This is a genomic window from Paenibacillus soyae, from assembly GCF_024623455.1.
Classification (GTDB): Bacteria; Bacillota; Bacilli; order Paenibacillales; family Paenibacillaceae; genus Pristimantibacillus; species Pristimantibacillus soyae.
On record NZ_JANIPJ010000009.1, the window covers coordinates 193,088 to 217,480 of the forward strand.

Sequence of the window (24,393 nt, forward strand, 5' to 3'; positions counted from 1 at the left end):
AAGTTTGTCCGTGGGGACATACACTTGTTCATGAGCGAACGCGGAGCTTGTCTGCTCTGCGCGACTCAAGCTCGTATGGGAGTGAAGGCTATGAATATTCGCAAAGCGGCCGTCATTGCGGCCAGCCTGTTCATGATGCTGGTATTCGTCAAGATGAACGGGAACGTGTCATCCTTTATAGCGACCGTCAAATCGGAGGACGCCGTCGAGGCGTTAGCCGCGCCTTCCTACACGGAAGAGGAGAAACGCGAGCTGTTCGACGCCATCGTGGCCGAAGCGGAGACCAAATCCGTTCCCCCTGTAGATGCGAGACTCGACCGAGTGTGGCACGCGATTCCGGGCTATAACGGGCTCGCCATTGACATCGACAAGACGTACGAAGCCGCTCTAGCCGCGCCAAGATCCAGCCCGATTCCTTTCCAGTACAAAGAAATTCCTCCCAAGATCAGCCTTGCCCAGCTGGGGGCGCATCCCATCTATAGAGGAAATCCGGACAAGCCAATGGTTTCGCTCATGATCAATGTGGCATGGGGGAACGAATATATCGATCCAATCCTGGAGACGCTGAGGAACAAAAAAGTGAAAGCGACTTTTTTTCTGGACGGATCATGGCTGAAATCCAACGTTGAAGTCGCCAAGAAAATACAAGCCGAAGGCCACGAGCTGTCCAACCACGCGTATTCGCACCCGGATATGAAAAAATTGAGCAGGGCCGAGCAGGCCAGCCAAATCGTAAGGACGCAGAAGCTTCTCAAAGAGCTGCTTGGCGTCGATAACGTATGGTTCGCTCCGCCATCAGGCTCCTATAACACCGCGACGGTGCAGGTGGCGAGGGAGCAAGGACTCGGCACGGTCTTATGGACGCTGGACACCGTCGACTGGATGAAGCCGTCAGCTGATTCGGTCGTTCGCAAAATCGATTCGAAGCTGGAGCCCGGCGCACTAATCCTGATGCATCCGACGGCAACGACAAGGGACGCGATCGGCGGGATGATCGACAGCGCGCTTGCCAAGGGTTACGCGATCGGAACGGTCAGCGAAACGCTCTCATCCAGCCGCGTCGCCGCCGTTGTTGAGGGAGCGGGCGTATTCTGATATAGTGAAAGCATTGTTGTTTACCACAAATTTCACATGGGAAAATCAGCTTATTCGAGGAGGAAGACGCTTAGTGAACAAATATACATTGAGCAACGGCTTGCGCGTTGTAGTGGAATACATACCGACGGTCCGATCCGTTTCGTTCGGCATATGGGTGAAGACGGGCTCGAGGAACGAGACGAAGGACAACAACGGGATTTCCCATTTCATCGAGCACATGCTGTTCAAAGGAACGGAGAAACGGACAGCCAAAGACATCGCCGACCTGTTCGACGGAATCGGCGGGAACGTCAACGCGTTTACGGCGAAGGAATATACGTGTTATTTCGCCAAGGTGCTTGACGAGCATCTGCCTCTAGCGGTGGACGCGCTCTCCGATATGTTCTTTAACTCCCAATTCGACAAGACGGAGCTGGCCAAGGAGAAGAACGTGATCCTCGAAGAAATCGCGATGTACGAGGATACCCCCGACGATAAGGTGCATGACGAAGCTTCGCGCGCGTCTTATGGCGACCATCCGCTAGCTTATTCCATTCTTGGGCTCAAGGATAGACTGGAGGCGATGGGACCCGATACGCTCAGAGGTTATATGAAAGAACGCTACACGATCGAGAATACGGTCGTCAGCGTAGCGGGCAACGTGGAGGAGAGCAAGCTTCTCGAGCTGCTCGAGGAGCACTTTGGGGGGTTCTCCGTTCATTCCGATCCGGTCCAGACCGAATCCCCGATATTCCAAGGCGAATATATCTTCTATAAGAAGAAGACCGAGCAGAACCATATTTGCATGACGTTCCCCGGCTGCTCGAACAGGGATCAGAAGCTGTACGCGATGGTCCTGCTCAACAATGCGCTCGGGGGCGGCATGAGCTCGAGACTGTTCCAGGAAATCCGGGAGAAGCGCGGCCTTGCGTATTCCGTTTATTCTTATCACACGGGCTATGCGGATTCCGGTTTGTTCACCGTGTACGCGGGAACGGCGCCGAAGCAGACAAAAGACGTGCTTGACCTGACGCTGGAGCAAATTCACGAGCTGTCGGTCAAAGGCTTGGCGGAGGAAGAGCTGCATCGAGGCAAAGAGCAGCTGAAGGGCTCCCTAATCCTCAGTCTGGAGAGCACAAGCAGCCGGATGAACCGGATCGGCAAAAACGAGTTGATGATCGGCCATCATTATACGCTCGACGAGCTGCTAAAACGGATCGATTCCGTGACGATGGACGATATTCGGGAGGTAACGAACAGAATGCTGTCCGTGCCGTTTGCGGTAGCGATGGTCGGTTCCACCGATAAGGACGCGGCGAAAGTAAGGAGAGATCAATATGTACCAGGTACTGTTTAAACGGCTGGAAGGCAACGACGACATTGCGGTTCCCCGCAAAATGTCCGAGTGGGCGGCCGGCTTCGATCTGCAGGCGGCGGTGGGAGAACCGCTAACGCTCGCCCCGGGCGATCGGATTCTTGTTCCGACCGGCTTCGCGATGGCGATGCCGAAGGAGCTTGAAGCGCAAATTCGGCCGCGGAGCGGTCTTGCTTTCAAGCATGGCATTACCTGCTTGAATTCGCCGGGTACGATCGACGCGGACTATCGGGGCGAAGTGAAGGTGCTTCTCGTCAATTTGGGTTCGGAGCCGTTCACGATTACGCGCGGCGAGCGGATCGCCCAGATGGTGTTTCAGGAGGTGCCTTCCGTAACGATAGAGGAAGCGGACGAGCTGCCGGATACGGTGCGCGGAGCAGGCGGTTTCGGCCATACAGGAGTGAAATAAGAAGAGAAGATCGGTGCGCATTCAGCGTTCCGATCTTTTTTTGTGCTCATTTTTTCACCCTGACTTGGGCGCAAGCATACGATGGTCTATATCTATTTGCCAGAAGGGAGTGAAGCCCGATGTTAACAGGCGTTCAAGTACTGCTGCTGGGCGGCGACGCGCGTCAGCTCGAAGTCATTCGAAAGCTGAGCGAGCTCGATGCCAGCGTCACCGTTTGCGGCTTCGACGGACTGCATTCGTCTTTGGACGGAGCCATACACGCAGAGTTCGATGAATCGCTGTTCGAGGGCGTTGACGCTCTGCTGCTGCCGGCGGTCGGAACGGACGATCAAGGTCTGATCCATGCGGTTTTCAGCGATCGCGAGATGAAGCTGACCCGCGATCATATCGCGAAGCTGCCTCAGCACTGCACGGTATATACGGGCATGGCGAAGCCGTATCTCCGCCAGCTGTGCGAGGAGAGAGGGATCGCGCTTGTCGAGCTTTTCGACAGGGACGATGTTGCCATCTACAATTCCATACCGACGGCGGAAGGCGCATTGATGATGGCGATCCAGCACACCGACATTACGATTCACGGGTCCGTCTCCATGGTTCTCGGATTCGGCCGGACGGGGTTTACAATGGCAAGGGCTTTGCAAGGATTAGGGGCCAAAGTGAAGGTCGGCGTGCGTCGTTCGGAGCATTTCGCGAGAGCGTCGGAGATGGGCTTCGAGCCTTTCTACATGGGCAGTTTGTTGCAAAACGTAGGGAATATTGACTTGCTTTTTAATACAATTCCGACTATGATAGTCACAGCGCAAATTATCGCGAATTTACCATCACGGGCCGTCATCATCGACCTCGCGTCGAAGCCTGGCGGAACGGATTTCCGCTTCGCCGAGAAGCGGGGTATTAAGGCGATGCTTGCTCCCGGTCTCCCCGGAATCGTGGCTCCCAAGACAGCTGGTCGAATCATAGCGGATTGTCTATCGCAACTGATTATGGAAGATACGATTAAGCGGGGGAATGGGATATGAATTGGAACGGAATTACGGTAGGATACGCGTTGTCGGGCTCTCATTGCACGTTTGCCGAGGTTATGCCTCAGATTAAACGTTTCGTGGACGCCGGCGCGAATGTCGTGCCGATCGTGTCGAATTCTCTGATTACGACGGATACAAGATTCGGCACGGCGAAGGAATGGCAGGAGCAGCTTACAAGCATCACCGGCAACGAGATTATCTCGACGATCGTTCAGGCGGAACCGCTCGGGCCTTCCAAGCTGCTCGACGTACTTGTTATCGCGCCTTGCACGGGCAATACGACGAGCAGGCTGGCGAACGCGATCACGGACAGCGCAGTGCTTATGGCAGCCAAGGCGCAAATGCGCAACGGCCGTCCCCTCGTATTGGCGATTTCAACGAATGACGGTTTGGGCCTTAACGCCGCTAATATCGCTAAGCTGCTAGTTGCCAAACATATTTATTTTGTTCCATTCGGTCAAGATAACCCGGTACAGAAGCCGAACTCCTTGGTTGCTAGAATGGATTTGGTCATGGAAGCCTGCGAAGCCGCGCTTCAGGGCAAGCAGCTGCAGCCGTTGCTGGTTGAACGGCAAGCGTAACACGTACACTACTCAGCACCGGAAGACGCCAAGCAGCTGATAGAGAATGCCGGGATTATTTCTGTACGAACGCAGCAAGAGACGTCATTCCATCTAAGAAAACATCGAATCAAGTTAATGGAATAAACAACGGGTTAACGCTGCTCTCGTCTTCGGTCGATGATGGAGGCTGACGATATGCGAATCCTGGTTCAGAAATTCGGAGGAACCTCGCTATCAACCGAGCAAGCAAGAGAACGCGTTATTCGTCATATAGCAAGGGAGCGGGAGAGCGGTTATGCGGTGGTCGTCGTCGTGTCGGCAATGGGCCGCAAGGGCGAACCCTACGCAACCGATACGCTGTTATCGTTCATTCGGGATAACGGCGACTCCTTGCCACCACGAGAGAAGGATTTGCTGCTGGGCTGCGGCGAGATCATTTCCGCCGCTGCCTTATGCAGCCTGCTCTTATCCAGAGGAATACCGGCCGCTGCTCTGACGGGCGGAGGGGCGGGCATCTTGACGGACGATCAGTTCGGAACGGCAAGAATCCGGTCGATCCAGACCGATAGGATCATGAGACTGCTGGGGCAGGACAAGGTTGTCATCGTAACCGGGTTCCAAGGCGTAACGGCGGAAGGAGATTTGACGACGCTCGGCCGCGGCGGCAGCGACACGTCCGCTACCGCGCTCGGAGCGGCGCTGCGCGCCGAGCTCGTCGACATCTATACCGACGTGAACGGCATCTTGACCGCCGATCCCCGGATCGTAACCGAAGCCAAGCAGCTGGCTTATGTCAGCTATACCGAGATCGGCAACATGGCACGCCAAGGCGCGAAGGTCATCCACCCGCGTGCGGTCGAAGTGGCGCAGCAGGCCCGCATTCCCGTCCGCGTGCGCTCGACCTTCTCGGAAGAAACGGGAACGCTGGTCACGGACGCCCCGCCCGCGGCCCAGGCAGAGGCGGTCAAAGACCGGTTCGTGACGGGGATCGCGCATGTATCCGGCGTCACTCAGATTTCCGTGAAGGCAATCGAAGGACGGAACGACATGCAGCTTCAAGTGTTCCAGACGATGGCCAAACATCATATCAGCGTGGATTTTATTAACGTGACGCCAAGCGGCGCGGTATATACCGTATTCGACCAAGATGCGGAGCATGCGCTCGCGTTGCTGCGGGCAAGCGGTTTTGCCCCGACGGCCGTTCAAGGCTGCGCCAAAATCTCGGTTATCGGCGGCGGGATGAGCGGACAACCGGGCGTGATGGCTCGCATCGTTGAAGCTTTAACGGAGCAGGGCATTACCATTATGCAGTCCGCCGACTCCAACATGACCATTTGGGTTCTCGTTCAGCAAGAGGATATGGCTAAGGCTCTTCGGGCCTTGCACGCCAAGTTCGACTTGCATCGATAATAAATGGATAGAAGGCTCTTAAACTTATACGATACTATGCAACAATTAGGAGGCAGACTTTCATGGATTTCGGCAGATTGATCACCGCGATGGTGACCCCGTTCGATGCCCAAGGACAGATCGACTGGCAGACGACGGAGAAATTGATCGACTATTTAATTGATGAACAGCAAACCGACACTTTGATTGTTTCCGGTACGACGGGCGAATCGCCTACTTTATCGGAAGATGAGAAGCTGGAGCTGTTCCGATTTGTCGTGAAGCACGCGGCGGGTCGCTGCAAAGTGATAGCGGGAACGGGCAGCAACAACACGGCCCATTCCGTTCATCTGACGAAAGAAGCGGAAGCCTGCGGCGTCGACGGCATTTTGCTTGTCGCTCCTTATTATAATAAACCTTCGCAAGAGGGGCTTTACCAGCATTTCAAAGCGATCGCGGACTCGACAAAGCTTCCTGTCATGCTGTACAACGTGGAGGGCCGTACTGGCGTCAATATTTCCGTCCAGACGACGCTTCGGCTCGCGCAGTTGGATAACGTCGTGGCAACAAAGGATTGCGCATCGCTCGAGCAATTGACGCAGATTATCAGCGGAGCGCCGGACGGCTTCAAGGTGTACAGCGGCGACGACAGCGCGACGCTGCCTGCCCTTTCTGTCGGCGCGTACGGCATCGTCAGCGTGGCAAGCCAAATTGTCGGCGCTGAAATGAAGAAGATGATCGAAGCGTACGTAAGCGGCGACGTGCAGGGAGCCGCTCAATTGAACGGAAAGCTGTTCCCGATTTTCAAGGGGCTGTTCCATTGTCCTCATCCGGTTCCTAATCCCGTTGCGGTCAAGTACGCTCTGGCCCTCAAAGGCTTGCCGGTAGGCGGAGTGCGACTCCCGCTTGTAACGGTCAACGAGGCGGAAGCCGCGTTTTTGAAAAACTTGCTCTCTTAATTTTATAGGTTTGGACCCGCCAAAAACCGATGCGTTCCGCATCGGTTTTTCTGTTTTGTCGAGCCGCTGAATATTTCGTTTCGTCGGTTTCTCGGTATTACTTGTATTCCATCTTTTTCTTCATGTATAATAATCACAAGTGACTGGGTGCGGTAATCGAATCGTTTTATTTTTTGAAGAGATCGTCAGAGCGGCATCTGACGTTTATCTAAGCATGTATAGATTGAGATTTTATTACATTTTGTAGGAGGTATAGATCCACTTGTCAAAGAAGAACAACCAAGATAAGCTGCTGATCTTTGCGCTAGGCGGAGTAGGCGAAATCGGTAAAAATATGTACGTTATCCAATACAACAACGACATCGTCGTCGTTGACTCGGGTCTTAAATTCCCGGAAGAGGACATGCTCGGAATCGATATTGTCATTCCGGACATCTCGTATTTGACGGAGAATCGCGACAAAGTTCGCGGCATTCTCATTACGCACGGCCACGAGGATCATATCGGCGGCCTGCCGTATGTGCTCAAGCATCTGAACGTGCCGGTCTACGGTACGAAGCTGACGCTGGGCCTCATCGAAGGCAAGCTGAAGGAAGCGGGGCTGCTTGGCGAGACGAAGCGCATTCTGATCAACGCGGAATCCGAAATTCAAATGGGCACGATTCGCGCGAGTTTCTTCAAAACCAACCACAGTATTCCGGACTCCGTCGGCGTTTGCCTGGATACACCGGAAGGTATTGTCGTTCATACGGGCGACTTCAAGTTCGATCACACGCCGGTTAACGATCAATTCGCCGATCTTCAGCGCATTGCCGAGATCGGGAGCCGCGGAGTGCTTGCGCTACTGTCGGACAGCACGAACGCCGAAAGACCGGGTTATACGCCGTCGGAGAGCAATGTAGGGGACGAGCTTGAGGATATTTTCCGCAAGTCGACGCAGCGCGTCGTTGTCGCCACGTTCGCGTCGAACGTACACCGTATTCAACAAATTATTAACGCCTCGATCGCAACCCGCCGCAAGATTGCGGTCGTAGGCCGCAGCATGGTGAACGTTGTCGGAATCGCTTCCGAGCTGGGCTACTTGAACATTCCGGAAGGTATGCTGATCGAGCCGGAAGAAGTGAACAAGCTTGCCGCGGATCGCGTTGTTATCCTATGCACGGGTAGCCAAGGCGAACCGATGTCCGCGCTTACACGCATGGCACGTTCCACGCATCGCAAGGTCGATATTTTGCCGGGGGATACGGTTATCATTGCCGCGACGCCGATCCCGGGCAACGAACGTTATGTAGGACGCACGGTGGACGAGCTGTTCCGCTTGGGCGCGAACGTCATCTACGGACCTGGATCCGTCTCCGGCGTTCACGTATCGGGCCACGGCAGCCAAGAAGAGCTGAAGCTGATGCTTAACTTGATTAAGCCGAAATATTTTATTCCGATTCACGGCGAATACCGCATGCTCCGCCAACACGCGAAGCTCGGCGAAGCGATCGGCATGGAACGGGAGAACATCTTCATCGTCGACAACGGCGACACGGTCGAGATTCAAGGAGGCAGCGCCCGCAAAGGAGCGAAAGTTCAAGCTGGCAACGTACTCATTGACGGACTCGGGGTCGGCGATGTGGGCAATATCGTTCTTCGGGACCGCAAGCTGCTTTCCCAAGACGGCATCCTAGTCGTTGTTGTGACGCTAAGCAAGCAAGACGGTACGATCTTGTCCGGGCCGGACATCATCTCCCGCGGATTCGTGTATGTGCGGGAATCCGAAGGATTGCTTGACGAAGCAAACCGTATTGTTACATCGACGCTCAATAAACTAATGAACGACAAGGTCAATGAATGGGCATCCCTGAAGACTAACGTGAAGGATGCGCTTGGCCGATTCCTATACGAACAAACCCGTCGTCGTCCCATGATTTTGCCGATTATCATGGAAGTCTAATAGACGAGAACCCATCACGATACGATACGCTCCTCCCTCCGTAGCAACGGATGGGAGGAGCGTTTTTGGTATGTCCAAGCTTCGCTGCAGCATGGCGATTATACGGTATAAAAAAAACAGTCGTCCCCATACTATGATGAGCCACTGAATCGAACCAAAGGGGACATGAACGATGACAGATTCGCTATATCCAATAAAAACGTTAATCAACGAGCAGCCCGATCAGCCGATGCCCGACGATAAGAAAAAAATGAATCCGGCGGTCGAGAACATTCAACAGCTTGGTACCGCTTCGGCACCGTCGCCCGGAGAGTCCAATATTTATTGCATGACAATTATCGGACAGGTAGAAGGTCATATGATTCTGCCCCCGCAGAACAAAACGACAAAGTACGAGCATATTATCCCGCAGCTCGTCGCGGCCGAGCAGAATCCTAAGATCGAGGGCGTGCTTATTGTATTGAATACCGTAGGCGGAGACGTAGAAGCGGGGCTTGCCATAGCGGAGATGATCGCTACGATCTCGAAACCAACCGTAACGCTCGTGCTCGGAGGGGGGCATTCCATTGGCGTTCCGATCGCGGTTGCGGGGGATAAATCGTTTATCGCCGAGACGGCTACGATGACTATTCACCCGATCCGACTGAACGGGCTTGTCATCGGCGTGCCTCAAACCTTCGAATATTTGGACAAAATGCAAGAGCGCGTCGTCCGGTTCGTCATTTCGCATTCGAACGTTACCGAACAAACCTTCAAGCAGCTTATGTTCAAAACGGGAGAACTCACCCGAGACATAGGAACGACGGTAATTGGGATGGATGCCGTCAAGCACGGCGTTATCGACGCCGTAGGCGGACTTGGCGATGCGCTTAGGGAATTGAACAACATGATCGAGATGCGAAGAGCATCGTCTGTTGCTCCGGTCGGAGGAGGATTGACGCAATGACGCTTCATACCATGCTTCCCCTCGAGCTCGTGCTTCAAGGGTTTGACCAGGAACCCGAACCGACCTGCGAGGTTTGGTCCGGTGACGTCAAGCTCGAGATTGTGCCGGTCGCCCAAGGAATGGGACGAATCGTTAGGGTGCTGCAATGCAAGTTGGAGGATTATTTGAGACCGGAATTAACGCCAGGCTCCATCATTTACTACGCCGCAGATAATCCGAACCGCTGACCGATATCGGGTCCGTCATAGTCCAATCGCCCTCGTCTGTGATATAATGGTAGACCAGAGGTGACGGAATTGGCGAAGAAGAGACGGAAAAAATCGATAGGCGCTCAGTTGAAATTTGAAGTTTACGGCATTCTGCTAATCACTATATCCATAATCGCGATGTCGGGAGAAGCGACGGTTGGCCGCGCGTTGTCCAAGCTGTTCGGGCTTTTTCTCGGCAAATTTTATTTTGTTCTAGCTTTGGTCGGCATTTATGTCGGCCTTACCGTCATGGTGAAGCGGGCTTGGCCCAAAACCTGGTCCAGCCGAAAGACAGGCCTGCTTATTCTGGTGCTTGCCTGCACCCTAAGCAGCTCGATATCGGAAGTGAGCATGAGGTTTGCCGGCGTGGAACGCGAGGCGTTGACCGGCAGCGTGATCCTAAGCACGCTGAGTACCGACCTTCGGGATCAGCTCATTTCCGTATCGCCTGAGCTGGATGTCTCGATTCGTGAGAAATCGATCAGCGGTGGCTATGTCGGGGCGGTACAATACTCGATTTTATTTATGCTGTTCGGCTATTACGGCGCGTTTATTCTCAATATGGTGATGTTTGCGATAGCGATTATGCTGATTACCGGCAAATCCTACGTCGAGCTGTTCCAGATGTTGCGCAAACGAACGGGAAGGCTGATCAAGCTGCTGCTCGCCAAAAGAACGGCCATGCGCAAGCGGCGGGCCGCGGCTGCCGCCTTGGCGACCGCGACGCAAGGCCAGCAGGATGATTACGAGAATGATCAAACGATCGACGACGATATCCATTATCAGCCTGCCCCTGTCAAGAAAAAACGGTCTTTGTTTTTTGCCTGGAAGCAGGAGGAACCGGCTAGCAAGAGCGAGACCGAAGAGCAGGATGATGATTGGCAGTTGTCTCACCAAGATTTCGACGCGGAAACCAGAAACGAAGTAAAGCCGGCATGGGAAAAACAATTAGACGACAAGTGGGAGCCGGCGGGCGAGCCGGTCAAAGAAGAACAAACGTCTGAGTCCCTTGACAGTCAACACGGCGAAAAACCGCCATGGGAGGAGGAACGCCGCGTAGGCGATGCCCCTGCCCATATACATAACGAAACCAATAACGACGAGCTTCCGCTCGAACAGTGGGAGAATACTGCCGAACCGGACGTACAGGATGACATTCCAAGCGAAAGTCGAATGGACGACGCAGAATTTCCGGATGAAACGCCGCAGCATAATCCTCTCCTCGATTCCGAAGCGATCGTATCGGAAGAAGAAGGGGAGGGAGGCGTGCCTCGCAGACCGGTTGACGCGGAAGCGCCGGCTAGAACGGAGAAGCCATATCGGCTGCCGCCATTTACTTTGCTGCACAAGCCGAACGGGCTTTCCAAAGGAAGCGAAACCTCGGATATGTACGATTCCAAGCGCAAGCTGGAGGCGACTCTCGAAAGCTTCGGCGTTCGGGCCAAGGTTCTCGATGTCGTCAGGGGGCCAGCTGTTACGCGATACGAGGTGCAGCCGGCAACCGGCGTCAAAGTAAGCCGAATCGTCGGATTAACCGACGATATCGCCCTCGCGCTGGCCGCCAAAGACGTTCGGATGGAAGCTCCGATTCCGGGCAAATCGGCGATCGGCATCGAGGTGCCCAACATGGAAGTTTCGGTCGTCACGATGAGGGAAGTCATGGAGACGCCTGCCTTCCTCAATTCATCGTCCAAACTGTCGATAGCATTCGGCAGGGACATATCCGGGCAGACGATCGTAGGCAATCTGGCCAAAATGCCGCATCTTCTTGTGGCGGGCGCAACGGGCTCGGGCAAATCGGTATGTATTAACGGCATTATCACCAGCATTTTGTATAAGGCCAAGCCGGACGAAGTGAAGTTTCTTATGATCGATCCGAAGATGGTTGAGCTTAACATCTATAACGGCATCCCGCATTTGCTTGCGCCGGTCGTTACGGACCCAAGGCGCGCGTCCTTGGCGCTGAAGAAGATCGTGGTCGAGATGGAGAAGCGGTACGAGCTGTTCTCGAAATCTTCCACGCGGAACATTGAAGGCTACAATACGCTGATGGCGGATAATCCGGCTGCCGTCCTGCCGTATATCGTCGTTATCGTGGACGAGCTTGCCGACCTCATGATGGTAGCGGCGGGCGATGTCGAGGATTCGATCGCAAGGCTCGCCCAAATGGCGCGCGCGGCGGGCATACATCTGATTATCGCGACACAGCGGCCTTCGGTCGATGTCATCACCGGCGTCATCAAAGCGAATATTCCATCGCGTATCGCATTCGGCGTCTCCTCCCAGGTCGATTCAAGGACCATCCTCGATATGGCCGGAGCAGAGAAGCTGCTCGGCAGAGGCGATATGCTGTTCCTCCCGGTCGGCATGTCGAAGCCGATACGCGTACAGGGCGCCTTCCTCTCCGACCAAGAAGTCGAGGCGCTGGTCGGTTACGCCCGGGATCAAGGCGAAGCCGAATACAAAGAAGATTTGGTGCCGGAGATCGAAGAGGAGTCCGACGACGAAGAGATGATGCTGGACGAGCTGTTCGATCAAGCCGTTCAAATCGTTGTCGAAGCCAAGCAGGCATCGGTTTCACTGCTTCAACGACGAATGCGGGTCGGTTACACCCGGGCGGCGCGTATGATCGATCAGATGGAAGCGCGAGGCGTCGTCGGGCCATACGAAGGAAGCAAGCCTCGCGAGGTGCTCATGACTCTCGAGCAGCTGCAAGCCAGCCGAATCAGCTCTTAAGTTCCATGGCAATCTGCATAGAAGCTGGACAAGTTTCTCATACTACAGTTAGGTAACGCTACCTAAAGCGAACTAACTTGCATGAGAAAGGCAGATCCTTACATGAGAAATCGTTTGATAGCGGTAACCTGCATCATCGTTCTGTTCGTATTCGGCACGCTGAGCATCATGCGCGGACATGGCGGCGGCACGGCCGAAACGTTCAGCAATGCGACGTTGAAGGTAGGTTCTTCCGGACAAGACGTGACCGAGCTGCAAGGAAGGCTTAGCTATCTTGGGTATTACAACGGCAAGATAGACGGCGTGTTCGGCTCCAAGACGAAAGGCGCCGTAACCTGGTTCCAATGGAAGTTCGGACTCAAATCCGACGGCATCGTCGGAGGGGATACGAAGAAGAAGCTCGTGGATGCGACCAAAGGCTGGAAGCCTGGTTCGACGAACGCGGGAGGCGGTTCGAATGCTCCGGCCGCCGGGGGCGGCTCCCAAAGCAACATGGCCAAATCCAATCGCTTGGGCTTGACCGACAATGATCTTCAAATTATGGCGAACGCCGTGTACGGAGAGGCTCGCGGAGAGCCTTACGAAGGGCAAGTGGCGGTCGCGGCCGTCATATTGAACCGGGTGAAATCGGAGAGCTTTCCGAATACGGTCTACGGCGTTATCTTCCAGCCTAGAGCGTTCACGGCGGTAGCCGACGGCCAGATCTATTTGACACCGAACGCCAAAGCGAAGGAAGCCGTCGAAGACGCTTTGAACGGATGGGATCCGACAGGAGGCTGTCTGTATTATTTCAACCCGAATACGGCAACTTCAAGCTGGATCTGGACCAGGCCGCAGGTGAAAACGATCGGAAAACATATATTCTGCATGTAAAGAAATAGTCGTAACATACTAGAAGCAGCCGCTTCTGCGCGAGCGCAGCAGTGGTTGCTTCTTCCATTTCTGATCGGTTAAAATGAAAAAAACGGCGTTAATGAAGGGAGCAAACCGCGTGACTTCATTCCAAAGAGGACAGCTCGAGCGAATTCGCTTGCATGTGCTGCCCACGAATCGTTTCAAAACGTTTGCTATATCTTTGTTTGCCGGTGTTCCGCTGGACGAAAAGAACGTTACGCCCGTCGCTCTCATCCCGTTCGTGCTTCGCAGGGGAACCGCGAAGACGCCGGAGACGATCGCGTTCAGGGAGAAGCTGGACGACATGTACGGCGCGGGTTTCGGATTCGACGTATACAAGAGAGGCGATTCCCAGATTGTCCAGTTCCGCATGGACGTCATCAACGACCGATTCGTCAGCTCCAATCAGTCGCTGCTTGCGGCATCCCTCGGATTTCTGGGCGATGTGCTGACGGATCCTTGCCTGGAGGGCAACGGGTTCAGAGCCAAGTACGTGGAGGCGGAGAAGGCCACCCTTCGGAAGCGGCTCGAGGCTATCGTCAACGATAAGATCCGATTCGCAGCCGAGCGATGCATCGAAGAGATGTGCGCGGATGAGCCTTACCGCTTGCATCCCCTTGGCAAATTAGATGAAATCGATGGCATCCAGCCGGATGCTCTGTACCGCAGCTATGAAGATTGGCTGCAGAACGCGGCGCTCGATTTGTACGTTGTCGGCGATACGACGCTGGAGGAAGTAACAAAGCTGTTCAGGGAGTCTTTCCGTCTGAAGCCAGGCACGCCTGCTTCCTATACGCGTCCCCAATTGAAGCATGACGCGCGGGAAACCAAATTTGTCGTCGACAAAATGGACGTAAGCCAAGGGAAGCTTAACATGGGCCTCCGCACCGGCATCGGCTACGATGACAAGCTGTATCCGGCGGCGCTCATGTATAACGGCATATTGGGCGGCTACCCGCATTCCAAGCTGTTCATTAACGTGCGCGAGAAGGAGAGCCTGGCCTATTACGCGGCAAGCCGTCTAGATGGTCACAAAGGCATCTGCACCATCCAATCGGGAATCGAATTCGCCAATTACGACAAGGCGGTCGAAATTATAAAAGCGCAGCTCGAAAGCATGAAAGCCGGACAATTGTCGGATCTCGAAATGAGCCAGACGAAAGCGATGATCTCGGGGCATCTGCGCGAGCTTCAGGATTCGGCGTACGAAATGCTATCCTACGATTTCAACAGCGTATTGACCGGCAACAACCGGACATCCGCGGAGCTGCTGGAGCAAGTGCAGGCCGTTACGCCTGCCGACATCGTGGAGGTTGCGAAGCACGTGCAGCTGGATACCGTCTATTTCTTGCGAGACCGGAAGGAGGCTTAAGCGACGATGGAAACCTTACAATATCCGAATGTGCAGGAAACGTTGTACCGCGAAGTGTTGGACAACGGCCTGGAGGTCATCGTTCTGCCGAAGGAAGGGTTTCAGAAAACCTATGCGACCTTCTCCACCAAATACGGATCCGTCGACAACGTCTTTGCGGTCGGCGTCGAAGAACCGAAGCGAGTTCCCGACGGCATCGCTCATTTCTTGGAGCATAAGATGTTCGAGGAGCCCGAAGGCGACATCTTTGCCGTGTTCGCGTCTCAAGGCGCAAGCGCGAACGCTTATACGACCTTCGACCGGACGGTCTATTTGTTCTCGGCAACCGAGCAGATCCACGCCAATCTCGAGACGTTGATCAATTTCGTGCAAAACCCGTATTTTACGGATGCCAACGTCAACAAAGAGAAGGGGATCATCGAGCAAGAGATCAACATGTACCGGGATAATGCCGACTGGCGCGTTTATTTCGGACTGATCGACGCTTTGTACCACACGCATCCCGTTCATATTGATATCGCGGGAACCGTTGAATCGATCTATCAGATCGACAAGGAAACGTTGTACCGTTGCTACGAAACATTCTACCATCCTTCCAATATGCTGTTGTTCGTAGTAGGAGGCGTAGATGCGGAAGAAGTATTCCGATTGGTCCGAAGCAACCAAGCGGCCAAATCGTTTAAGCCGCAAGGGGAAATTAAGCGGTATTTCGATTCTGAGCCCGTTAACGTCAAAATTCCTCGAAAAGTCGTCGAGCTTCCGGTCTCGCTGCCGAAATGCATGCTGGGCTTTAAGGAGAAGCGGGTCGGCCTTGAAGGCGAGGCGCTGCTCCGCCACGAGGTAACGAGCAAATTGATGCTGGACGCGCTTATCGGACCCAGCTCCAAGCTATATCAGTCGCTCTACGAACAAAATCTTATCTCCGATTCGTTCGGCTCCGAATACAACTCGAGCAGGGATTACGCATTCTCCGTGCTCGGCGGCGATACGCCCGACCCGGACGCGCTCATTCAAGGCTTGCGCGACGGGATCGCGGAGGCCATCCGCAACGGAATCGATTCCGAGTCGTTCGAACGTTCCAAACGCAAGAAAATCGGCGGTTATCTTCGCATGCTGAACTCCCCAGAATCGATTGCAGGCGAATTTACGCGTTACCGGTTCCGCGACAGCGACATGTTCGACGTGCTGAAATGCTACGAGGCATGTACGCTGGACGAAGTGAACAACAGGCTGCGCGAGCATTTCGACTTCGAGCAATTAGCCGTGTCCATCGTGGAGAAATCGAAACCGGGCGAATGAAGACGCTGCAGGAAACGACGGTATTGATCACGGGGGGGAGCCGGGGAATCGGGGCGGCCATCGCCAAACGATTCGCCGCGGAAGGGGTCAATATCGTCATTCACTATTTGGAATCGCATGAGCATGCCAACGAAACGGCAAGGATGTGCATGGCGCTCGGAGCGAACGTTATGACCATCTCTGCCGATCTAAGGTCGAGCGAACAGCTTACGCGCATGCGGGATAAGCTGGAAAGCCATGGAATCCGTCCCGATATTCTAGTGAACAACGGCGGCATTTCCCATTACGGGATGCTGGCGGATGTGACGGAGCAGATTTGGGACGATGTTATGAACGTTAATTTGAAAGGCATGTTTTTATGCACGCAGTTGTTTATGCCTCAGATGATCGCGCAGCGATACGGCAGAATCATCAACGTATCTTCGGTGTGGGGTTTGTCCGGCGCGTCCTGCGAGGTATTGTACTCCACGACGAAGGGCGGCATGAACGCGTTCACGAAAGCGCTGGCCAAAGAGCTCGCGCCTTCCGGCGTAACCGTTAACGCGGTCGCTCCGGGCGTCGTGGATACGCTCATGATGGGGTCGTTCAATCCGGAGGAGAAGGCTGCCCTGCAGCAAGAAATTCCGGCGGGACGATTCGGCTCCGCCGAGGAGATCGCGTCTCTCGTTTATTTTCTATCGCTGCCCGAATCTTCCTATATAACAGGGCAGATCATTAGCCCGAACGGCGGTTGGCATACTTAAGCGAAGCGAGGCTTTTACGCGCCTGAGGGTATAAACCTTGTCCAAAGTGCGCACAATAACGACTGTTGATGATTCTTTTCCACACCATTTTAGGAGGCGAAGATACATGTCAACTTCAACAGTCCTTACGAATTTCGAAACATGGAAGCATTTTTTGGCGGACCGCGTTTCTCAAGCGAAGAAAATGGGGCTGACGGAAGATACGATTTCGAACCTGGCCTTCGAGATCGGCAGCTTCCTCGACGAGAAAGTGGATCCGAAAAACGATGAAGAAAGTGTTTTGAAGCAGCTTTGGGACGTAGGGGATCAAGAAGAGCGCAAGACGATTGCAAGGCTGATGGTCAAGCTTGTAGAGAAAGCCTAGCACTCATAACGAGCAGGGAAGCCTCCGTTAGCGGAGGCTTTTCTGCAATGTTCTGCCTCGTTGCAGGATTATGACGAAAATTGTAGAATTAAGATTATGGTAAACAAATGCAGATTTTCGCTTGATTTTTGTCTTTATTCTATTTATTATACGAGTTTAGGACGGTGAACGCATTGGAAACAAAACAATGGTACATGGAATATAAAATACATAAAAACCGTCCCGGACTTCTCGGCGATATCGCGTCTTTGCTCGGCATGCTTGAAGTGAACATCATGACGATCAACGGAGTTGAAGATCGGACAAGGGGTATGCTGCTGCAGACGAACGACGACGAGAAGATCGAGCTGCTAGGCAAGATGCTGCAAAAGGTAGACAATATTACCGTCAATAAGCTTCGGACGCCTACGATCGTCGATATATTGGCCGTCAGGCACGGGCGTTACATCGAGCGAGATTCGGATGACCGCAAGACCTTCCGTTTTGTAAGGGACGAGCTGGGGTTACTTGTCGACTTTCTTGGAGAGGTGTTCAAGAGGGACGGCAATCACGTCATCGGGCTGCGAGGCATGCCTCGCGTCGGGAAGACGGAATCGATTATTGCCGGAAGCGTTTGCTCCAACAAGAGATGGACGTTCGTCTCCTCCACGCTGCTTCGCCAGACGGTCCGCAGCCAGCTTTCCGAGGAAGAGATGCAGCCGAATAACATCTTTATTATTGACGGAATCGTGAGCACGATACGCTCGAATGAGAAGCACCACTCTCTAATTCAGGAAATCATGGCTATGCCTTCCACTAAGGTGATCGAGCACCCGGATATATTCGTGAAGGAATCCCATTACGATTACAGCCATTTCGACATAATCGTCGAGCTGCGCAATACGCCTGAGGAAGAAATTACGTATGAAACGTTTACAGCGAATTACACAGACGACTTCTAGACTATCTCTATATCCATTCGGAAGGAGGCTTCTCCATGTCTGACCTAGGCGCATTGCTTCGCAAAGCAAGAGAGCAGCGCGGCTTATCGCTTGACGAAATCCAGGAGCTAACCAAAATCAGAAAACGATACTTAGAAGCGATCGAATCCGGCGATTACAGCGTATTGCCCGGGTCCTTCTACGTTCGGGCGTTCGTGAAGAACTTCTCCGAAGCGGTCGGTCTCGATCCCGAAGAAGTGCTGCGTCTTTATCAGCATGAAGTGCCGTCTCCCGCAGTGGAGAACTCTACGGAACCGATTCCCGTTCGCAAACCGCGCAAGTTGAAATCGCAAGCCTCCGAGAAATTCGGAAAGATTGGATTTAATCTTGTTATGTGGAGCTTCCTGATTCTGATCGTGGTGCTCGTATGGTACTTCGCCTTCAACAAATCAGGGGGCGAGCCTGATACGGTGGACAAAACGCCAATGACGGAGAATACGACGACTCCGGAGCCGACGAAGCAGCAAGACGAGCCGAGCGCTCCGCAGACATCGGTTACTCCTCCGCCGCCATCGAAAGCACCGACGACCGTTACGTTCAACAGCAAAGCGGGCAAAGCGGACAAATATGATGTAGGTCCCGCAGGGGTTATACATAAAGTGGAGCTTAAGGTTGTAGGCGGACGCAATTGGGTCGAGGTTCGATCCGGCAGCAACAAAGGCAAAAAATTATTTTATGCCAATGCAGAGGATGGAACTGTTCAAACGTACGAGCTCACCGAACCGATCTACATCAACGTAGGAAGAGCCGATTTCACCGAAGTGAGAATCGATGGCGTGCCTGTCCCGGACGGCGATCGCGCGGGCTCCAAGCAGCTGCTTCTCAGCCCTGTCGCCGTCGGTGCCGGCGAAGCGGCTTCTCCTACGCCGACGCCTTCCAATACGAGCGGCGCGGGGGCGGATTCCATCACGAGCGAATAGCGATTAGCCAGCTTATTTATGTCATGGGAAAAGGAGAGAGAATGAATGAGTTCAGAAAGTTCGTTCGATATCGTTTCGAAGGTGGACATGCAGGAGCTGTCCAACGCGATCACGCAAGCGGAACGAGAAATCGAGACGCGATTTGATTTCAAGGGCAGCAAGAGCAGCATTGCTCTAGAGAAGGAAGAGCTGGTTGTAGGCTCGGATGACGAATACAAGCTGAAAAGCGTAATCGACATCCTGCAGTCCAAGATGGTCAAGCGTGGCGTGCCGATCAAAAATATGGATTTCGGCAAAATCGAAGGCGCTTCGGGCGGTACCGTCAAGCAACGCATCAAGCTGAGACAGGGGATTGAGCAGGACATTTCCAAAAAAATCAACATCCTGATCCGCGATTCCAAGCTGAAAGTGAAAAGCCAGATTCAAGGCGACCAAATCCGGGTAACCGGTAAAAGCCGCGACGATCTTCAGGCTGTCATCGCGCTGCTTCGCGGCGCCGATCTTCCAATCGAATTGCAATTCACGAATTACCGGTAACGCTGGTAGCTAGAAGGGAATTGAAGTACATATATGACCGAACGAGTGAAAGTAGTTACGCTAGGCTGCGAAAAAAACTTGGTCGACTCCGAAATTATGTCGGGTCTCATTCACGAACGCGGATTCCGATTGGTGAACGAGGCGGATGAGGCTACCGTCATCATCGTGAATACTTGCGGCTTCATCGACGCGGCCAAAGAGGAGTCCGTAAATACGATTCTTGAGATGGCGGACCTGAAGGAAACCGGACGTCTGAAAGCTCTAATCGTGTCGGGCTGTTTAACCCAGCGCTACAAGCAGCAGCTGATGGAAGAGATGCCGGAGATCGACGGGATCGTCGGAACCGGGGATTTCCACAATATTAACGATATCGTCGACGAAGCGCTGCGCGGCAAGAAACCGATCCGCGTCGGCAATCCCGTATTTAATTATGAGCAGCAGCTGCCGCGTCTGGTCACGACGCCGCGCTATACGGCATTCGTGAAGATCGCGGAAGGCTGCGATAACGCGTGCACCTTCTGCAGTATTCCGATAATGAGGGGAGCTTTCCGCAGTCGCTCCGTCGAATCCATTCTGATGGAAGTGGAAGGGCTGGCGGCCCAAGGCGTGAAGGAGATCAGCCTGATCGCTCAAGATTCGACCAACTATGGTACGGATCTCTATGACCGGTTTATGCTGCCGGAGCTGCTGAATCGCGTGAGCGAGGTGGAAGGCATCCATTGGGTGAGGCTCCATTACGCTTATCCCGGCTTTTTCTCGGAAGAACTGATCGAGACGATCGCTTCGAATCCGAAAATTTGCAAATATATCGATATGCCGCTGCAGCATAGCGAAGATACGATTCTGAAACGGATGCGCAGACCCGGACGCCAGCGCGATACGCGCGAGCTGGTCGCGAAGATCAGAGCGGCTATTCCGGACGTAGCGCTTCGCACCAGCTTAATCGTCGGCTTTCCGGGCGAAACGGAGCAAGACTTCGAGAATCTATGCGAATTCGTCAAGGAAATGAAGTTCGACCGTCTCGGCGTCTTCGCTTATTCCAGCGAAGAAGATACGCCGGCCGTGCGGCTTCCGAATCACGTTCCGGACGACGTGAAGGAATTCCGCGTCAATACGTTAATGGAAATACAGCGCATCGTATCCCGCGACAACAGCAGCAAATATATCGGCAAAGAGATAGACGTGCTGGTGGAGCGCTACGACGGCCGCAGCGACGTGTATATCGGCAGATCCATGTACGACGCTCCTGAAATCGACGGCGAAGTGTTTATCTCGAATTGCCGCGCGGAGATCGGCGCCATTCAGAAGGTGCGCGTCACGCACGCGTACGAGTTTGATCTGTCAGGGGAGGCAGTCTCATGAACTTAGCGAACAAAATAACCCTTGCAAGAATATTCCTTGTCCCAGTCATCATGTTTTTCCTGCTTATCAAGGTGAATTTAGGTTCGCTGGCCTTCAATGATTTCGAAATCAGCTATAACCAAATTATCGCGGCGATCATCTTCATTATCGCGGCGAGCACGGACGGGTTGGACGGCTATATCGCCCGCAAGAACAAGATCGTGACGAATCTAGGGAAGCTGCTCGACCCGCTTGCGGATAAGCTTCTAGTGGCGGCGGTCTTGATCTCCCTTGTGGAGATGGATAAGACGAACGCCCTGATTGCCATCATTATTATTAGCCGGGAGTTCGCCGTTACGGGGCTTCGGCAGATCGCACTGCTCGAAGGCTCCGTAATGGCGGCCAGCGCATGGGGCAAATGGAAGACGGCGATTCAAATTACGATGATCATCGCGCTGCTGATCAATAACTTCCCGTTCGCGCTCATCGATTTCCCGTTCGATCAGATCGCCAGCTGGGCGGCGGCCGTCATTACGGTCTATTCCGGCATTGACTATTTCGTCAAGAACAAACATTTAATACCGGTCGAATAAACTCGCATTTGAGGAGCGAACGAGTCAGGAGAAGCACTTTCCCGCGAGCGGGGGAGTGCTTCTGCCGTCAGTGGAGCAATAAGCTATTACTATTCGTATGTAAATGGGGGGAAGCGCGAGATGAAAGCGGAAATCATTGCGGTCGGCACGGAGCTCCTGCTCGGGCAGATCGTGAACACGAACGCGCAAGCGATATCGCAGAAGCTTGCGGAGCTGGGCATCGACGTTTATTTTCAGACGGTCGTCGGCGATAATGCGGCGAGACTTCGCCAGGCTATCGAAATCGGAAGGGGCAGGGCTGACCTACTGTTATTTACGGGTGGTCTCGGGCCGACGCAGGACGATTTGACGAAGGATGTGCTCGCCGATTATTTGGGGCGCGGGCTCCATATTCACGAGCCTTCCATGAGCGCGATCGAAAATCTGTTCTCTTCGCGGGGGATGGCCATGGTCGAGAGCAATCGCAGACAAGCGTTAATGATAGAAGGCTGCGTGCCTCTTCCTAATGCGACCGGCCTTGCGGTCGGCAACGCGCTCAAGGAAGACGGGACGCTGTACATGCTGCTTCCCGGTCCGCCGAAGGAAATGAAGCCGATGCTCGAAGGGCCGGGACAGGAATGGCTCCGTTCCATGCTCGGCGAAGAGAAGCCTCTCTTCTCCCGCCTTCTCAAGTTCGCGGGGATCGGCGAATCGAACCTGGAGGCGAAGCTGATCGACCTGATCGAGAATCAGGTGGACCCTACGCTTGCGCCTTATGCCAAGGAAGGCGAAGTATCGATTCGCGTATCCACCAAAGCGGCGACGGCCAAGGAAGCGGACGGGAAGATCGATGCCGCGGTCGAAACGATCAAAGCGAGGGTCGGCGAGCATCTGTACGCGCAGGAGGATATTCCGATCGAGGAGCAAATCGTGAAGCTGCTAAGGAAATCGGGGCGCCGTCTGGCCTGCGCGGAGAGCTGCAGCGGCGGCCTGTTCGCGGAGCTGGTGACGAACGTGCCGGGTAGCAGCGGCGAATTCGTCGGAGGCGTCGTGACGTATACCAACGTCATGAAAAACAAGCTGCTGGGTATCCCGATGTCGCAGATGGAAGGTCCCGGCGCTCCGGGAGCGATCAGCGAATCGACGGCCAAGCTTATGGCGGAGAACGTTCGCCTGATCGCGGACGCGGATTTCGGCGTGTCGTTAACCGGCGTCGCGGGTCCCGCGGAAGCGGAAGGCAAGCCGGTAGGTCTGGTCTACTTCGCTATCGCGGAGAAGGGCAAGGAGACGATCGTGCATACGACGAATCTGAGCGGCGGACGTTCGATCATCAGACTTCGCGCCGTCAAGGCGGCTATGTACCGGCTCTGGCAGGCGCTCAAGGATTAGGACAAAATTCGCGAAGGCTGTTGTCAAATGTCGAAGAGGGTTATATAATAGAAGCTAGTTATCGGAAGAACCGTGGCGAAGATTACTTTGCTGCGGTTTTTTTTACGTTCTGGGGCGAATGGAGGTGCGCCGTTCGATTAATGCGAATGTGTGTTCGAAAAAACTATTGGCAACCGGCAAAAAATAAGGTATCATACTAGTATAAATGATGAAGGATGTGAGTGGGTTGGCGGATCGTCGTGCAGCTTTGGATAACGCACTGCGCCAAATTGAGAAGCAATTTGGCAAAGGCTCGATTATGAAATTGGGTGAATCAACACACATGCAAGTAGAGACCGTGCCTAGCGGCTCGCTTGCTCTAGATATTGCGCTTGGCATCGGCGGATTGCCAAGAGGCCGGGTTATCGAAGTATACGGACCGGAATCGTCCGGTAAGACGACAGTCGCGTTGCATGCGATCGCCGAAGTGCAGCGCATCGGCGGACAAGCCGCCTTTATCGACGCGGAGCACGCGCTCGATCCTCTCTATGCGAGCAAGCTCGGCGTCAACATTGACGAGCTGCTCCTCTCGCAGCCGGATACCGGCGAGCAAGCGCTCGAGATCGCCGAAGCGCTCGTACGCAGCGGAGCCGTTGACATTATCGTCGTCGACTCCGTAGCGGCGCTCGTGCCGAAAGCCGAGATCGAAGGGGATATGGGCGATTCTCACGTTGGTCTGCAAGCACGTCTCATGTCGCAGGCGCTCCGCAAGCTTTCCGGCGCCATCGCGAAATCGAAGACGATCGCGATCTTTATTAACCAATTGCGCGAGAAGGTCGGCGTAATGTTCGGTAACCCGGAGACGACGCCAGGCGGCCGCGCTCTGAAATTCTACTCCAGCGTGCGTCTCGACGTGCGTCGCGTAGAGACGTTGAAGCAGGGTAACGACATGGTCGGCAACCGTACTCGTATCAAGGTCGTGAAGAACAAAGTTGCGCCTCCGTTCAAGCAAGCCGAGATCGACATTATGTACGGCGAAGGCATTTCCAAGGAAGGCAGCTTGGTCGATATCGGCGTCGAGATGGATATCGTTCAGAAGAGCGGCGCCTGGTTCTCGTACAACGGAGAGCGGCTCGGCCAAGGTCGCGAGAACGCGAAGCAATATCTGAAGGAGAACAAGGAAATCGCAGGTCAGATCGAGAAGCAAATTCGTGAAGCCCACAACTTGTCCGCGGCTGCAGCACAAGCGAATTTCACTCCGGACGAAGAAGATGATGATGAACTCGATCTTGAATTCGAATAAGCTTTCCTGAATGGTCGCCGCTCTTATCAGA

The 24,393-nt window shown here is 54.0% G+C and carries 23 protein-coding genes; all 23 read left to right on the forward strand.

Annotated features, from left to right (window positions below; translation table 11 throughout):
* Positions 1–90 precede the first annotated feature (90 nt).
* The 23 genes from NQZ67_RS14355 to recA all read left to right on the forward strand — a co-directional run bounded on the left by NQZ67_RS14355 (position 91) and on the right by recA (position 24,362).
* Positions 91–1,095, forward strand: coding sequence for a polysaccharide deacetylase family protein (locus NQZ67_RS14355; protein ID WP_257446838.1), 1,005 nt, complete (start codon positions 91–93; stop codon positions 1,093–1,095).
* 73 nt (positions 1,096–1,168) lie between these two features.
* On the forward strand, positions 1,169–2,434 hold the full coding sequence (locus NQZ67_RS14360; protein WP_257446841.1) for a M16 family metallopeptidase: 1,266 nt from the start codon (positions 1,169–1,171) through the stop codon (positions 2,432–2,434).
* A complete protein-coding gene (dut, locus tag NQZ67_RS14365; protein ID WP_257446844.1) occupies positions 2,415–2,861 on the forward strand; it encodes a dUTP diphosphatase in 447 nt (148 codons plus the stop codon). Before NQZ67_RS14360 ends, dut begins: the two co-directional genes overlap by 20 nt.
* 119 nt (positions 2,862–2,980) lie before the next feature.
* The gene (gene dpsA, locus NQZ67_RS14370; RefSeq protein WP_257446847.1) at positions 2,981–3,880 is read left to right on the forward strand and encodes a dipicolinate synthase subunit DpsA; all 900 of its coding nucleotides are present in this window, start codon (positions 2,981–2,983) and stop codon (positions 3,878–3,880) included.
* Positions 3,877–4,467, forward strand: a complete 591-nt coding sequence (locus tag NQZ67_RS14375) for a dipicolinate synthase subunit B (protein ID WP_257446851.1) — start codon at positions 3,877–3,879, stop codon at positions 4,465–4,467. The genes dpsA and NQZ67_RS14375 overlap by 4 nt, the downstream gene beginning before the upstream one ends.
* 177 nt (positions 4,468–4,644) lie before the next feature.
* Positions 4,645–5,859 (forward strand): aspartate kinase, encoded by a 1,215-nt coding sequence (gene dapG / locus NQZ67_RS14380; protein WP_257446854.1) that lies wholly within the window; start codon positions 4,645–4,647, stop codon positions 5,857–5,859.
* 62 nt (positions 5,860–5,921) lie between these two features.
* A complete protein-coding gene (gene dapA / locus NQZ67_RS14385) occupies positions 5,922–6,797 on the forward strand; it encodes a 4-hydroxy-tetrahydrodipicolinate synthase (RefSeq protein WP_257446857.1) in 876 nt (291 codons plus the stop codon).
* 262 nt (positions 6,798–7,059) lie between these two features.
* Entirely contained in the window at positions 7,060–8,739 is a 1,680-nt protein-coding gene (locus NQZ67_RS14390; protein WP_257446860.1) for a ribonuclease J, read from the forward strand.
* Positions 8,740–8,968: 229 nt separating this feature from the next.
* The gene (locus NQZ67_RS14395) at positions 8,969–9,685 is read left to right on the forward strand and encodes a ClpP family protease (protein WP_257446998.1); all 717 of its coding nucleotides are present in this window, start codon (positions 8,969–8,971) and stop codon (positions 9,683–9,685) included.
* A complete protein-coding gene (locus NQZ67_RS14400; RefSeq protein ID WP_257446863.1) occupies positions 9,682–9,912 on the forward strand; it encodes a YlzJ-like family protein in 231 nt (76 codons plus the stop codon). Before NQZ67_RS14395 ends, NQZ67_RS14400 begins: the two co-directional genes overlap by 4 nt.
* A gap of 69 nt (positions 9,913–9,981) precedes the next feature.
* Positions 9,982–12,669, forward strand: a complete 2,688-nt coding sequence (locus tag NQZ67_RS14405; RefSeq protein ID WP_257446866.1) for an FtsK/SpoIIIE family DNA translocase — start codon at positions 9,982–9,984, stop codon at positions 12,667–12,669.
* Positions 12,670–12,771: 102 nt separating this feature from the next.
* Positions 12,772–13,542, forward strand: a complete 771-nt coding sequence (sleB, locus tag NQZ67_RS14410) for a spore cortex-lytic enzyme (RefSeq protein WP_257446868.1) — start codon at positions 12,772–12,774, stop codon at positions 13,540–13,542.
* Between the two features lie 100 nt (positions 13,543–13,642).
* Positions 13,643–14,935, forward strand: coding sequence for an EF-P 5-aminopentanol modification-associated protein YfmF (yfmF, locus tag NQZ67_RS14415; protein ID WP_257447001.1), 1,293 nt, complete (start codon positions 13,643–13,645; stop codon positions 14,933–14,935).
* Between the two features lie 6 nt (positions 14,936–14,941).
* On the forward strand, positions 14,942–16,234 hold the full coding sequence (gene yfmH, locus NQZ67_RS14420; protein ID WP_257446870.1) for an EF-P 5-aminopentanol modification-associated protein YfmH: 1,293 nt from the start codon (positions 14,942–14,944) through the stop codon (positions 16,232–16,234).
* On the forward strand, positions 16,231–16,977 hold the full coding sequence (gene ymfI, locus NQZ67_RS14425; RefSeq protein WP_257446873.1) for an elongation factor P 5-aminopentanone reductase: 747 nt from the start codon (positions 16,231–16,233) through the stop codon (positions 16,975–16,977). Before yfmH ends, ymfI begins: the two co-directional genes overlap by 4 nt.
* A 106-nt stretch (positions 16,978–17,083) precedes the next feature.
* A complete protein-coding gene (locus NQZ67_RS14430; protein ID WP_257446875.1) occupies positions 17,084–17,341 on the forward strand; it encodes a DUF3243 domain-containing protein in 258 nt (85 codons plus the stop codon).
* 173 nt (positions 17,342–17,514) lie between these two features.
* Entirely contained in the window at positions 17,515–18,282 is a 768-nt protein-coding gene (locus NQZ67_RS14435) for a DUF3388 domain-containing protein (RefSeq protein ID WP_257446876.1), read from the forward strand.
* Between the two features lie 35 nt (positions 18,283–18,317).
* Positions 18,318–19,241: a helix-turn-helix domain-containing protein gene (locus NQZ67_RS14440; RefSeq protein ID WP_257446879.1), complete on the forward strand. Its 924-nt coding sequence runs from the start codon at positions 18,318–18,320 to the stop codon at positions 19,239–19,241.
* A 45-nt stretch (positions 19,242–19,286) separates the two neighbouring features.
* Positions 19,287–19,778 (forward strand): YajQ family cyclic di-GMP-binding protein, encoded by a 492-nt coding sequence (locus NQZ67_RS14445; protein ID WP_257446882.1) that lies wholly within the window; start codon positions 19,287–19,289, stop codon positions 19,776–19,778.
* A 33-nt stretch (positions 19,779–19,811) separates the two neighbouring features.
* On the forward strand, positions 19,812–21,140 hold the full coding sequence (gene rimO, locus NQZ67_RS14450; protein ID WP_257446884.1) for a 30S ribosomal protein S12 methylthiotransferase RimO: 1,329 nt from the start codon (positions 19,812–19,814) through the stop codon (positions 21,138–21,140).
* Positions 21,137–21,712, forward strand: coding sequence for a CDP-diacylglycerol--glycerol-3-phosphate 3-phosphatidyltransferase (gene pgsA / locus NQZ67_RS14455; RefSeq protein ID WP_257446886.1), 576 nt, complete (start codon positions 21,137–21,139; stop codon positions 21,710–21,712). The genes rimO and pgsA overlap by 4 nt, the downstream gene beginning before the upstream one ends.
* Positions 21,713–21,832: 120 nt before the next feature.
* Positions 21,833–23,080: a competence/damage-inducible protein A gene (locus tag NQZ67_RS14460; RefSeq protein WP_257446889.1), complete on the forward strand. Its 1,248-nt coding sequence runs from the start codon at positions 21,833–21,835 to the stop codon at positions 23,078–23,080.
* Positions 23,081–23,306: 226 nt separating this feature from the next.
* Positions 23,307–24,362 carry a recombinase RecA gene (recA, locus tag NQZ67_RS14465; RefSeq protein WP_306812866.1) on the forward strand — a complete coding sequence of 352 codons (1,056 nt, stop codon included), beginning with the start codon at positions 23,307–23,309 and terminating at the stop codon, positions 24,360–24,362.
* Positions 24,363–24,393 lie beyond the last annotated feature (31 nt).

Excerpts from the sequence above, each read along its gene's own strand:
- NQZ67_RS14355 (WP_257446838.1), top strand. The coding sequence starts at position 91 with ATGAATATTCGCAAAGCGGCCGTCATTGCGGCCAGCCTGTTCATGATG.
- dut (WP_257446844.1), top strand. The coding sequence starts at position 2,415 with ATGTACCAGGTACTGTTTAAACGGCTGGAAGGCAACGACGACATTGCG.
- dpsA (WP_257446847.1), top strand. The coding sequence starts at position 2,981 with ATGTTAACAGGCGTTCAAGTACTGCTGCTGGGCGGCGACGCGCGTCAG.
- NQZ67_RS14375 (WP_257446851.1), top strand. The coding sequence starts at position 3,877 with ATGAATTGGAACGGAATTACGGTAGGATACGCGTTGTCGGGCTCTCAT.
- dapG (WP_257446854.1), top strand. The coding sequence starts at position 4,645 with ATGCGAATCCTGGTTCAGAAATTCGGAGGAACCTCGCTATCAACCGAG.
- dapA (WP_257446857.1), top strand. The coding sequence starts at position 5,922 with ATGGATTTCGGCAGATTGATCACCGCGATGGTGACCCCGTTCGATGCC.
- NQZ67_RS14395 (WP_257446998.1), top strand. The coding sequence starts at position 8,969 with ATGCCCGACGATAAGAAAAAAATGAATCCGGCGGTCGAGAACATTCAA.
- NQZ67_RS14400 (WP_257446863.1), top strand. The coding sequence starts at position 9,682 with ATGACGCTTCATACCATGCTTCCCCTCGAGCTCGTGCTTCAAGGGTTT.
- sleB (WP_257446868.1), top strand. The coding sequence starts at position 12,772 with ATGAGAAATCGTTTGATAGCGGTAACCTGCATCATCGTTCTGTTCGTA.
- yfmF (WP_257447001.1), top strand. The coding sequence starts at position 13,643 with ATGAAGGGAGCAAACCGCGTGACTTCATTCCAAAGAGGACAGCTCGAG.
- yfmH (WP_257446870.1), top strand. The coding sequence starts at position 14,942 with ATGGAAACCTTACAATATCCGAATGTGCAGGAAACGTTGTACCGCGAA.
- ymfI (WP_257446873.1), top strand. The coding sequence starts at position 16,231 with ATGAAGACGCTGCAGGAAACGACGGTATTGATCACGGGGGGGAGCCGG.
- NQZ67_RS14430 (WP_257446875.1), top strand. The coding sequence starts at position 17,084 with ATGTCAACTTCAACAGTCCTTACGAATTTCGAAACATGGAAGCATTTT.
- NQZ67_RS14440 (WP_257446879.1), top strand. The coding sequence starts at position 18,318 with ATGTCTGACCTAGGCGCATTGCTTCGCAAAGCAAGAGAGCAGCGCGGC.
- NQZ67_RS14445 (WP_257446882.1), top strand. The coding sequence starts at position 19,287 with ATGAGTTCAGAAAGTTCGTTCGATATCGTTTCGAAGGTGGACATGCAG.
- rimO (WP_257446884.1), top strand. The coding sequence starts at position 19,812 with ATGACCGAACGAGTGAAAGTAGTTACGCTAGGCTGCGAAAAAAACTTG.
- pgsA (WP_257446886.1), top strand. The coding sequence starts at position 21,137 with ATGAACTTAGCGAACAAAATAACCCTTGCAAGAATATTCCTTGTCCCA.
- NQZ67_RS14460 (WP_257446889.1), top strand. The coding sequence starts at position 21,833 with ATGAAAGCGGAAATCATTGCGGTCGGCACGGAGCTCCTGCTCGGGCAG.